Source organism: Geminicoccus flavidas, assembly GCF_009806515.1.
Classification (GTDB): domain Bacteria; phylum Pseudomonadota; class Alphaproteobacteria; order Geminicoccales; family Geminicoccaceae; genus Geminicoccus; species Geminicoccus flavidus.
On record NZ_WUJP01000369.1, the window covers coordinates 1 to 10,855 of the forward strand.

Below are 10,855 nucleotides of genomic sequence, written 5' to 3' on the forward strand. Positions count from 1 at the left end.
TCACGACGTCGGTCGACTTGTCCATCACGATCACGCCCGCGGTACCCAGACCCGAGGTGACCGCGCGCAGCGAATCGAAATCCATCAGCACGTCGTCGCAGATGGATTTCGGCAGGAGCGGCACCGACGAGCCGCCCGGGATCACCGCCAGCAGGTTGTTCCAGCCGCCGCGCACCCCGCCGCAATGCTTCTCCAGCAGCTCCTTGAGCGGAATGCCCAATTGCTCCTCGACCGTGCAGGGCCGGTTCACATGCCCGGAAATGCAGAAGATCTTGGTGCCGGTGTTGTTCGGCCGGCCGATCCCGGCGAACCACTCCGGGCCGCGGCGCAGGATGGTGGGCGTGACTGCGATCGATTCGACGTTGTTGATCGTGGTCGGCCGGCCGTAGAGGCCGACCATGGCCGGGAACGGCGGCTTCAGGCGCGGCTGGCCCTTGGTGCCCTCCAGCGCCTGCAGGAGTGCGGTCTCCTCGCCGCAGATATAGGCGCCGGCCCCGCGATGGACGTAGAGGTCGAAGGACATGCCCGAGCCGCAGCAGTCCTTGCCCAGATAGCCGGCCTCATAAGCCTCGGCGACCGCCCGCTCCAGGGCCTGGCCCTCGCGAACGAACTCGCCGCGGATGAAGATGTAGCCGGCGGTGCAACCCATGCCTGCCGCCGCGACCACGCAGCCTTCCACCAGCTTGTGCGGCTCGTGGCGCAGGATCTCGCGGTCCTTGCAGGTGCCGGGCTCCGATTCGTCCGCGTTCACCACCAGATAGGTGGGCCCGTCCGACTGCTTGGGCATGAAGGACCACTTCATGCCGGTGGGGAAGCCGGCACCGCCGCGGCCGCGCAGGCCGGACTTCTTGATCCCGTCGACGATCGCCTCGCGGCCGAGCAGGATCAGATCCTTGGTGTTGCTCCAGTCGCCACGCGCTCGGGCACCATCGATCCAGGGCGAGTACTCGCCATAGAGATTGGTGAAGATGCGATCCTGGTCACGCAGCATCAGGCACCCGCCTCGTCATTGGCCGGCCGGGGCTCGGCAACAGTCTCGAACAGCGTGGTCTTGCCGCCGGCCGGCATGGATCCCTGGCGGCCGGTCTGCGAGCCGGGTTTCGGCGTCTCGCCACGCTTGAGCGCCGCCAGCACCGCTCGGGCCTTCTCGTAGTCCAGGTCCTCGTAGAAGTCCTGGTCCACCCAGAGCACTGGCGCGTTGGCGCAAGCACCCAGGCACTCGAACTCGCGCAGGAAGAAGCGGCCATCGGGCGAACTCTCGCCGATGTCGCATTCCAGCTCGTCCTTCGCTGCGCGGACGATGTCGTCCGAGCCGCACAGCCAGCAGGGCGTGGTCGTGCACACCCGGACCTGGATCGGCCCCACCGGCCGGGTGTTGTACATGTCGTAGAAGGTGGCGACCTCGTAGACCCGGATCTTCGCCACGTTCAAGAGCTCGGCGACATGGTCCATCGCCGCCTGGGGCAGCCAGCCGCCATGCTGCTCCTGGGCCAGCAGCAGGAGCGGCAGCATGGCGCTCTGCTGGCGCTCCGCCGGATAACGCGCCAGGATCCGGGCGACCTGCTCGTGGTTCTCCGACGAGAACGCGAAGGTCTCGACGTCCGGGGCCATCGCGCCATAGGGGCGGGTGGCGATGTGCACGGCGCTGCTCACCGGTCGATCTCTCCGAACACGATGTCCATGGCGGCGATGATCGCCACCACGTCGGCCAGCATGTGCCCCTTGCCCAGGGCATCGAGTGCCTGAAGATGCGCGTAGCCCGGCGAGCGGATCTTGCACTTGTACGGCCGGTTGGTGCCGTCGCCCACCAGATAGACCCCGAACTCGCCCTTGGAGCTTTCCACCGCGGCGTAGACCTCGCCGTTGGGGACGTGGACGCCCTCAGTGTAGAGCTTGAAATGGTGGATGAGCGATTCCATCGACCGCTTCATCTCGGTGCGCGGCGGCGGCGTGACCTTGCGGTCGTCCGGCCGGATCGGTCCATCCGGCATCTCGCGCAGGCACTGGCGCATGATCTTGAGCGATTCGCGCACCTCGGCCACCCGGACAAGGTAGCGGTCGTAGCAGTCGCCGTTCTTGCCGACCGGGATGTCGAAATCCATCCGGTCATAGCAGTCATAGGGCTGCGCCTTACGCAGGTCCCAGGGCACGCCGGCGGCACGGATCATCGGTCCGGAAAAGCCCCAGTCCAGACACTGCTCGACCGTGAACTTGCCGATGTCCACGGTGCGCTGCTTGAAGATCCGGTTCTCGGTTAGAAGGTTGTCCATGTCGTTGAACACATGGACGAAGGAGTCGCACCAGGCGGCGATCCGCTCGGGAAGGCCGGCCGGCATGTCCCGGTTGACGCCGCCGAAGCGGAAATAGTTCGCGTGCATGCGCGAACCCGACACCTCCTCGTAGAAGCCCATCAGCTTCTCGCGCTCCTCGAAGCCCCAGAGGAGCGGAGTCATGGCGCCGACGTCCAGCGCCATGGTGGTCAGGTTGAGGAGGTGGTTCATGATCCGGGTCAGCTCGGCGAACATGACCCGGATATACTGCGCCCGAATCGGCACCTCGATCCCGAGCAGCTTCTCGACCGCGAGCACATAAGCGTGCTCCTGCATCATCATCGAGCAGTAGTCGAGCCGGTCGAAATAGGGGATGCTCTGCAAATAGGGGCGGTTCTCGATGAACTTCTCGGTGCCGCGGTGCAGCAGGCCGATATGGGGATCGGCCCGCTCCACCACCTCGCCGTTCATCTCGAGGACGAGCCGCAAGACACCATGGGCCGCAGGATGCTGCGGGCCGAAGTTCATGGTGAAGTTGCGCATCTGGATCTCGGGCATCGCCCCAGGTCACTCCGTTCGGCGACAGATCAGTTGGATGCCTTCTCGTCGCCCGGGAGCAGGCCGCTGCCTTCCCACGGGCTGAGGAAGTCGAAGCTGCGGAAGTCCTGGCGCAGCTTTACCGGCTCATAGACCACGCGCTGCTGCTCGGGGTCGTAGCGCATCTCGACATAGCCGGTCAGCGGGAAGTCCTTGCGCAACGGATGGCCGTCGAAGCCATAGTCGGTGAGCAGGCGCCGCAGGTCGGGATGGTCGGAGAACATGACCCCGTACATGTCCCAGGTCTCGCGCTCGAACCAGTTGGCGGTCGAGAAGACCGGAACCACGGACGGCACCGGCGTGAACTCGTCGGTTGCCGCCACCACGCGGATCCGCCGGTTATGCTTCATCGAGAGCAGGTGATAGACCACGGTGAAGCGCTGCTCGTTTTCGGGCCGGTCGACCGCGGTGACGTCGAGCAGGACCTTGAACAGGCAGCCCGGGTCGTCGCGCAGCACGGTCAGCACGTCGACAATCCGCTGGGCCGGCACCTCGATGGTCAGCTCGTCATAGGCGATCCGGGCATCGAGCAGACGGTCGCCCAGAAGGTTGGCGCAGTGCGCCTGCAAGGGCGCCAGCACATGGGCGGGTTCGGGCGTTGCTTCGCTCACGTTCGCATCCATCAACGGTCGATGGTGCCGCGCCGACGGATCTTCCGCTGGAGCTGCATGATGCCATAGAGCAGTGCTTCCGCGGTCGGCGGGCAGCCGGGAACGTAGATGTCCACCGGCACGATCCGGTCGCAGCCGCGTACCACCGAATAAGAATAATGATAATAGCCGCCGCCGTTGGCACAGCTGCCCATCGAGATGACGTAGCGCGGCTCGGCCATCTGGTCGTACACCTTGCGGAACGCCGGCGCCATCTTGTTGCACAGCGTACCGGCGACGATCATTACGTCCGACTGGCGCGGGCTCGGCCGGAACACGATGCCGAACCGGTCCAGGTCGTAGCGCGCCGCCGCGGTGTGCATCATCTCGACCGCGCAGCAAGCCAGGCCGAAGGTCATCGGCCACATCGAGCCGGTCCTGGCCCAGTTCACGAGGTCGGTCAGCTTGGTGACGATGAAGCCCTCGTCCTTGAGGCCGGCATCGACCCGCGCGAACAGGTCGGTCGGTGCCGGCGGCGTGGCGGGCGTGGCCGGCACGGTGCCAGCGGACTGGTCGCTCACCGTGGTCAGTCCCATTCCAAAGCCCCTTTCTTCCACTCGTAGAGGAAGCCGATCGTCAGAACGAACAGGAAGAACATCATCGACCAGAAGCCGAACACGCCGATGGTTCCCAGGGAGATTGCCCAGGGAAACAGGAAGGCCACTTCCAGGTCGAAGATGATGAACAGGATCGCGACCAGGTAGTAGCGGACGTCGAACCGGCCGCGCGCGTCCTCGAACGGCTCGAAGCCGCACTCGTAGGGGGACAGCTTCTCGCTGTCCGGGCGCTGGCGGGCCGTCAGCATCGAGGCCACGATCATCACGAGGGACAGGCCTGCGGCGATGGCAATGAAGATCAGGATCGGCAGGTATTCCGCCAGATAGCCTTGCATGCGCTCCACTCGTCCTGGGCCGCGGATCTTCACCACGGCGCGGCCGGAACATAGTCACGGCCTGGTGCTACGCCAAGCACACAAGCGCAGATCCCACCCCGAAGGCTGCCATGCATGCAATGCAGCACCGCCGCCGGCTGGCGCGGTGCTTTGAACGACCGGTACTTCGAGGGGGGGTACGGGATGGCGAGGATGACGGGACTTGAACCCGCGACCTCCGGCGTGACAGGCCGGCACTCTAACCAACTGAGCTACATCCCCGTGCCGTGGCCGGGTGATTAGTGCCCCTCTCGACGGGTGTCAACGCCCTCGAGCCAGGATCCGGACATTTCCGAGGCTGCCGCCGAATGCGGCCATCGCCCGCTTGAATCCCTGGCCCAGCCCGCCTAGAGCCTGCCGTGTTGCGGGTGTAGCTCAGTGGTAGAGCGCGACGCTTACACCGTCGATGTCGGGGGTTCGAAACCCTCCGCCCGCACCATTCCCTCCCGAGGGCGGCGTGCGCCGGTCCGGGCTCCGTCAGCGGATGGGGCCGAACCCGCCGGCTGACGCTAGCGCGCGGGCGCGGCATGATCGGTACATACTAGGCGTCGCGCCTTCGCGACGGATCGGCATGAATTGGAGTGCCCGCATGCTCTCTCGGTTGCGTCGTCTGCTCGCCCCGGTGAAGCAGACAGTGGCCCCCGCCGCCCCGGCCGTGCTCCGGCCCGCGCCCAAGCCGGTCGCAAGCAAGCCCGACCTGCCGCCCAACCCGGAGAACCGCGACGACCTGGCCCGCCGGTTTCTGGTCGAGGACCGCCGGGCCGGCGACGTGCCGCTGCTGGAGCGCCGCTGGTACTATTCGATCGAGCATGCGCCCGGCGAGTGGACCGCCGGCATGAACTATTCGCCCACGGCGATGACCAGGAAGGCACTCTCGGCGGTGGACGTCGCCGGCCGGTCCTGTGTCGACATCGGCTCAATGGACGGGCTGATCCCGGTGCTGCTCGCCAGGCGCGGTGCCGGGCGGGTGGTCAGCTACGACCGGCTGGATTTCGGCCAGAAGATGGCCTTCCTCCAGGAAAAGCTGGGCGTCGCGTTCGAGTACCATGCCGGCCTCTCGCTCAAGCAGTTCCGCGACCAGCACATGGCGAGCACGCCCTTGGATGTCGTGGTGTTCTCCGGCGTGCTCTACCACATGTTCGACCCGCTGGGCGGGCTGCTGACCGCGCGGAGCATGGTGCGCGACGGCGGCATCCTGATCATCGAGACCGGTGCCACTGTATCCGAGGAGAACGCCGCCTATTTCAATGGTGCGGCGCGCTTCTATGACGGCGACAATTTCTGGCTGCCGTCGCTCGTCAACCTCGACTACCTCCTGCGCTTCGCCCGGCTGGCGCCGCTGGAAGTGTTCTACCTCAAGCAGACCGCGCGCACCGACAAGAACGTCCCGATCTGTCGGGTTTGCGTCGCCTGCCGTGCCGTCGGCAAGCCGCCGGCCGCCCCCGACGACAACTGGATCCACCTCCCCCAGCATGTCGACTTTGCCGAGCTGATCGACTGGAAGGTCACGGCCGGTGCCGCCGGCCCCGAGGTGCCCTACACCCCGACCCGCCCGGATCTGCCGCTGGGCCCGGCCGGCACGGTCGACCTGCTGGCCTCGATCCGCCGCTTCCCCGAAGGCCCCCGCCAGCCCACCAAGCTGGCGCTCTCCGACATGTGGTGAGGCGCCGGGCGGGTCATAGGGCAGCCTCCTGCCGCCGACCCGCCTGCCCTCCGGCCCGGCTCAGATCGCCTCGGGCAGGCGGCTCTCGACCTCCTGCCGCATCGCAGCCACTGCGTCGCGCCGGCGTGCCAGGGTCTCGTGATATTCCTGCGCCTCGCGGTCGCGGAAGTAGGTGGCGCCGGTGCCAGCCGGGCCACCGCGGCCTCGACTTCGGCCAAGCCGGCCCGGAAGAACTCCTTGCGTAGGTTCGCGGTGTTGACCCGCCGGCCGTGGAAGGCCGTGTGCAGGGCGGCTTCCAGCATGGGCGGGTCGTCGCTGTAGATGATGGCATGCGTGTCGAACAGGAACGGCACGCTGGGGCCGCCCAGTTCACGCACGCGATCCTCCGGATCGAGCCGGCGGGTGAACCCGATCTTCACCACCTCGTCGCCGAACGGGCCGACGTTCGAGATGATGTAGACATGGCCGCACTTGGTCATCTCGGCCATCGCACGAGCCCGCTCGCTGGCTGCGTGGGCCCGCCGCCAGATCGGCTTCCAGGGCGGTGATCCGCGCCGCAAGCCACGCTTGGTCGGCTTAGCTGGCGGCCGCCGCCTCGTGCTTGGCCTGGAGCAGCATCGCCGCATACTTCGCCTCCCGGCTCTCCGCCGCGGCCCGCTCGCGCAGAAGGCGGGTTTCTTCGCGGGCCAGCCGCGCCACTTCCACCCGTTGGCGCTTTTGCGCCTCGCGCTGCTCGTGGGTGAAGAACAGCTCGTCCAGCTTGAGCCGGAGAAAGTCCGGGGCGATCGTGATCTGCAGGGAGGCGTTCATCTTGTCGATCTGGCTGGCCGCGTTTCGGACCGCTTCTCCATTGCGTTGACATTGTTCCAGCAGGCATTGGCGATGGCGGCCTCGCACTCGTTGTTGAAGGCGCGCAAGGTCAGGCGGATCTGCCGGTCGATGATCGTGGCTCCCTTGGCTGCGCTGCCTTCGACCAGCCACTGCTTGGCGCCGACGACCGCCTGCTTGCCCTTCACCAACGCCGCCTGCCGCGAGCGGACCGCCAGGATCTTCGCCTGATACGCCTTGCTGGTGCCGAAATCGAAATGCGGGGCATAGACACCCAGCTCCGCCTCCAGCTTGTGCAACAGCACCCGCTTCTGCGTATAGGTGCTGCGCGCCGCCTCGATGCTGTCAGGCCGACACGCCGCTCCTCCTCCGCCTGGTGCAGCTTGGCCTGCGCCGCGCGCAGCTGGGCCTCCTGCGCCGCCACGATCTCCTCTGCCCGCTTCTCGGTGTCGATGACGTCGGCAAACCGCCGGGTGAGCGCCCGGCGCCGACGCAGCTCGACGACGTACAGGCCCACAGCCACTGGAAAGCCGACGATCATCAGCAGCAAGATTCAATCAAACACCTAATCCATCAGCGATCCCGGCAATATCATCAAGACTAAAGAACGTATTCAGGCCAGAATATTGGCCGGTTCACGTAAGAATTCAAGTTGAGCATTCGGCTGCCGGTGCGCCAACACCTGGAACCGCCGTGCTGGCGGTGGCAGCCATGCTCCGGCATATGCCCCACAGCGCGCCACGCATCAGGGGCGCCTGCTACCTGCCGGACAACGCACAAAGCCCCCCGTGGCATGCCACGGGGGGCCCTTGCGGATCAAAGCAGTGTCACGCCGCTCAGTTCGGCCGGGCACCCGTGCCGGACTTCTCGGCGACCGCGGCGATTGCCTCGGGGGACGGGACCTGGGGCAGCGGCTCGGGCAGGCGGGTGAGCGCCCGGGCCAGCACCTGGTCCACGGTGGAGACCGGCACGATCTCCAGCTTCTCCTTCACGTTGGCCGGGATGTCGGCCAGGTCCTTCTCGTTGTCCTTCGGGATCAGCACGGTCTTGAGACCGCCGCGCAGGGCGGCCAGCAGCTTCTCCTTCAGGCCGCCGATCGGCAGGACCCGGCCGCGCAACGTGACCTCGCCGGTCATCGCGACCGCGGCATGGACCGGGATCTTGGTTAGCACCGACACGATCGAGGTGACCATGGCGATGCCGGCCGACGGCCCGTCCTTCGGGGTCGCCCCCTCCGGCACGTGGATGTGGATGTCGATCTTGTCGAACTGCTCCGGCTCGATGCCGAGCGCCTCGGAGCGGTGGCGCACATAGGAGCGCGCCGCCTGGATCGACTCCTGCATCACGTCGCCGAGCTTGCCCGTGATGGTCATCTTGCCCTTGCCGGGCACGGTGACCGCCTCGATCGTGAGCAGCTCGCCGCCCACCTCGGTCCAGGCTAGGCCCGTGGTGGCGCCGACCTGATCCTCCAGCTCCGCCTCACCATAGCGGAACTTCTTCACCCCGGCGTATTTCTCGATGTTCTCCGCGGTGATCCGGACCGACTTCACCCCTTCGAGCACGATCTCCTTGGCCGACTTGCGCGCCAGGTTCGCGATCTCGCGCTCCAGGCTGCGCACGCCCGCCTCGCGGGTATAGTAGCGGACCAATGCGATCACCGCGTCGTCATCGACCTGCCACTCGCCCTTCTTGAGGCCGTTGGCCTGGGCCTGCTTGCCGATCAGGTGCCGCTTGGCGATCTCCAGCTTCTCGTCCTCGGTGTAGCCGGGGATGCGGATGATCTCCATGCGGTCCAGGAGCGGCTGGGGCATCCGGAGCGTGTTCGCAGTGCAGACGAACATCACGTCCGACAGGTCGTAATCGACCTCCAGGTAATGGTCGTTGAAGCTGACGTTCTGCTCGGGATCCAGCACCTCCAAAAGGGCGGCCGACGGGTCGCCGCGGAAGTCGGCACCCATCTTGTCGATCTCATCGAGCATGAAGAGCGGGTTGCTGGTCTTGGCCTTCTTCATGTTCTGGATGAGCTTGCCCGGCATCGACCCGATATAGGTCCGCCGGTGCCCGCGGATCTCGGCCTCGTCCCGCACGCCACCCAAGGAGAAGCGCACGAAGTTGCGGCCCGTGGCCTTGGCCAGCGACTGGCCGAGCGAGGTCTTACCCACGCCCGGGGGGCCCACCAGGCAGAGGATCGGCCCGCGCATCTTGTCGACCCGGTGCTGGACCGCGAGATACTCGACGATCCGCTCCTTGACCTTCTCCAGCCCGTAGTGGTCGGCGTCCAGGATCTCCTGGGCGCGCTTGAGGTCCTTGTTGACCTTGGAGCGCTTCTTCCACGGAATGGACAGCATCCAGTCCAGGTAGTTGCGCACCACGGTCGCCTCGGCCGACATCGGGCTCATGGTCCGGAGCTTCTTCAGCTCGGCCATCGCCTTGTCGTGCGCTTCCTTGGACAGCTTGGTCTTCTTGATGCGCTCTTCCAGCTCGGAAGCCTCGTCGCGGCCGTCCTCCAGCTCGCCGAGTTCCTTCTGGATCGCCTTCATCTGCTCGTTGAGATAGTACTCGCGCTGGGTCTTCTCCATCTGCCGCTTCACGCGCGAGCGGATCCGCTTCTCCACCTGGAGAACCGAAATCTCGCCTTCCATGAAGCCGTAGAGCTTCTCCAGCCGCTCGGCGAGCGAGCGGGTCTCGAGCAGTTCCTGCTTGTCCGAGATCTTCAGCGCCAGATGCGCTGCGATCGTGTCGGCGAGCTTGGCCGGGTCCTCGGTCTGGCTCAGCGAGACCATGACCTCGGGCGGGACCTTCTTGTTGAGCTTCACATACTGCTCGAACTGGCCCACTACGGCACGCGCCACCGCCTCGAGCTCGCGGGGCTCCGAGGCGTCGTCATCGATCGTCTCGGCACGGACCAGGAAGAAATCGGGGTTGTCCTCGAACCCGGTGACCTCGGCACGCGCCACGCCCTCGACCAGCACCTTCACGGTGCCGTCGGGCAGCTTGAGCAGCTGCAGCACGGAGCTCACCGTGCCGACGCGATAGATGTCGTTCTTGCCGGGGTCGTCCTGACTGGCGTTCTTCTGGGCGACGAGCAGGATCTGCTTGTCGTCCTTCATCACCTCCTCGAGCGCCTTGATCGACTTCTCGCGCCCAACGAAGAGCGGCACGATCATGTGCGGGAAGACGACGATGTCGCGCAACGGCAGCACGGGATAAAGATTGCCTAGCGCTTGCTCGCTCATGGTACCTCGTCTCGGGGGCGGCCAGGCCGCCCCATGCGATCTCGACCAGACACGTGGCTATAGCAGAGATTGGTTTCAAGAATGTCAAACGGCCACGTGAGACGTGGCCGTGCGCGGAAAAAGATGATCCGGTGACATTGTTCCCGCGCCACGGCCGGCTGCCGCGGCAGGGTCGCCACGCCGCGGTCGGGGGCCGCGGCGGGCTCAGGAAACACCAGGCCCAGCCGGCGCCCCAGGTTCAGGAGGCGGCCCAGGTTCAGGAGGCGGCGGCGTCCTGGCGCTGCTCGACATGGACGGTGAGCGGCTTGGCCCGCCCGTCCGCGACCTCGCGGTTGATCACCACCTCGCTCACGCCGCTCATGGACGGCAGGTCGAACATGGTGTCGAGCAGGATCTGCTCCATGATCGAGCGCAAGCCGCGCGCCCCGGTCTTGCGCTGGATCGCCCGGTTGGCGATCGCCTTCAGCGAGTCCTCCTGGAAGGTGAGCTTGACCCCCTCCATGTCGAACAGCTTCTGGTACTGCTTGACCAGGGCGTTCTTCGGCTCCTTCAGGATCTGGACCAGGGCGGTCTCGTCCAGGTCATGGAGGGTCGCGATCACCGGCAGGCGGCCGATGAACTCGGGGATTAGGCCGAACTTCAGGAGGTCGTCCGGCTCCGCCTCGGCCAGCAGCTCGCCC

10 protein-coding genes, 2 tRNA genes and 2 pseudogenes are annotated in these 10,855 nt (G+C 66.3%); 2 read left to right on the forward strand and 12 right to left on the reverse strand.

The annotated features are described in order from the left end of the window. From nuoF to EQG76_RS10465, 7 genes are all read right to left on the reverse strand, one after another. On the reverse strand, positions 1–991 hold a 991-nt coding region (nuoF, locus tag EQG76_RS10435; RefSeq protein WP_159713123.1), incomplete at its 3' end, for an NADH-quinone oxidoreductase subunit NuoF. Then, entirely contained in the window at positions 991–1,653 is a 663-nt protein-coding gene (gene nuoE / locus EQG76_RS10440) for an NADH-quinone oxidoreductase subunit NuoE (RefSeq protein ID WP_321573445.1), read from the reverse strand. The genes nuoE and nuoF, both read right to left, overlap by 1 nt. Further along, positions 1,650–2,813: an NADH-quinone oxidoreductase subunit D gene (locus EQG76_RS10445; protein ID WP_407925526.1), complete on the reverse strand. Its 1,164-nt coding sequence runs from the start codon at positions 2,811–2,813 to the stop codon at positions 1,650–1,652. Before EQG76_RS10445 ends, nuoE begins: the two co-directional genes overlap by 4 nt. Before the next feature lie 44 nt (positions 2,814–2,857). Further along, positions 2,858–3,490 (reverse strand): NADH-quinone oxidoreductase subunit C, encoded by a 633-nt coding sequence (locus EQG76_RS10450; protein WP_159713127.1) that lies wholly within the window; start codon positions 3,488–3,490, stop codon positions 2,858–2,860. Then, entirely contained in the window at positions 3,490–4,053 is a 564-nt protein-coding gene (locus EQG76_RS10455; RefSeq protein WP_200840718.1) for a NuoB/complex I 20 kDa subunit family protein, read from the reverse strand. Before EQG76_RS10455 ends, EQG76_RS10450 begins: the two co-directional genes overlap by 1 nt. Next, positions 4,044–4,409 (reverse strand): NADH-quinone oxidoreductase subunit A, encoded by a 366-nt coding sequence (locus tag EQG76_RS10460; RefSeq protein ID WP_159713129.1) that lies wholly within the window; start codon positions 4,407–4,409, stop codon positions 4,044–4,046. The genes EQG76_RS10455 and EQG76_RS10460 overlap by 10 nt, the downstream gene beginning before the upstream one ends. Before the next feature lie 184 nt (positions 4,410–4,593). Beyond that, positions 4,594–4,670 (reverse strand) — tRNA-Asp (locus tag EQG76_RS10465). A gap of 142 nt (positions 4,671–4,812) precedes the next feature. Between EQG76_RS10465 and EQG76_RS10470 the strand changes: the two genes are divergently transcribed. Both EQG76_RS10470 and EQG76_RS10475 read left to right on the forward strand, forming a co-directional pair. Then, a tRNA-Val gene (locus EQG76_RS10470) sits at positions 4,813–4,887 on the forward strand. A 150-nt stretch (positions 4,888–5,037) separates the two neighbouring features. Next, on the forward strand, positions 5,038–6,111 hold the full coding sequence (locus tag EQG76_RS10475; RefSeq protein WP_159713131.1) for a class I SAM-dependent methyltransferase: 1,074 nt from the start codon (positions 5,038–5,040) through the stop codon (positions 6,109–6,111). 245 nt (positions 6,112–6,356) lie between these two features. Here the strand turns inward: EQG76_RS10475 and EQG76_RS33395 are convergent. The 5 genes and pseudogenes from EQG76_RS33395 to EQG76_RS10490 form a co-directional block, all read right to left on the reverse strand. Further along, positions 6,357–6,737 (reverse strand): annotated as a pseudogene (locus EQG76_RS33395) (GIY-YIG nuclease family protein); the annotation flags it as partial. After that, positions 6,688–6,921, reverse strand: coding sequence for a hypothetical protein (locus tag EQG76_RS31670; RefSeq protein WP_200840719.1), 234 nt, complete (start codon positions 6,919–6,921; stop codon positions 6,688–6,690). The pseudogene EQG76_RS33395 and the gene EQG76_RS31670, both read right to left, overlap by 50 nt. Further along, positions 6,918–7,244 carry a DUF4041 domain-containing protein gene (locus EQG76_RS31675; protein WP_200840720.1) on the reverse strand — a complete coding sequence of 109 codons (327 nt, stop codon included), beginning with the start codon at positions 7,242–7,244 and terminating at the stop codon, positions 6,918–6,920. Before EQG76_RS31675 ends, EQG76_RS31670 begins: the two co-directional genes overlap by 4 nt. A 531-nt stretch (positions 7,245–7,775) precedes the next feature. After that, a complete protein-coding gene (lon, locus tag EQG76_RS10485) occupies positions 7,776–10,175 on the reverse strand; it encodes an endopeptidase La (RefSeq protein ID WP_159713133.1) in 2,400 nt (799 codons plus the stop codon). A gap of 256 nt (positions 10,176–10,431) precedes the next feature. Next, positions 10,432–10,855, reverse strand: a pseudogene (locus EQG76_RS10490) (ATP-dependent Clp protease ATP-binding subunit ClpX); the annotation flags it as partial.

Coding starts and splice junctions, on each gene's coding strand:
- EQG76_RS31670 (WP_200840719.1), bottom strand. CDS start 6,921: ATGAACGCCTCCCTGCAGATCACGATCGCCCCGGACTTTCTCCGGCTC.
- EQG76_RS10455 (WP_200840718.1), bottom strand. CDS start 4,053: ATGGGACTGACCACGGTGAGCGACCAGTCCGCTGGCACCGTGCCGGCC.
- EQG76_RS10475 (WP_159713131.1), top strand. CDS start 5,038: ATGCTCTCTCGGTTGCGTCGTCTGCTCGCCCCGGTGAAGCAGACAGTG.
- EQG76_RS10460 (WP_159713129.1), bottom strand. CDS start 4,409: ATGCAAGGCTATCTGGCGGAATACCTGCCGATCCTGATCTTCATTGCC.
- EQG76_RS10445 (WP_407925526.1), bottom strand. CDS start 2,813: ATGCGCAACTTCACCATGAACTTCGGCCCGCAGCATCCTGCGGCCCAT.
- lon (WP_159713133.1), bottom strand. CDS start 10,175: ATGAGCGAGCAAGCGCTAGGCAATCTTTATCCCGTGCTGCCGTTGCGC.
- EQG76_RS10450 (WP_159713127.1), bottom strand. CDS start 3,490: ATGGATGCGAACGTGAGCGAAGCAACGCCCGAACCCGCCCATGTGCTG.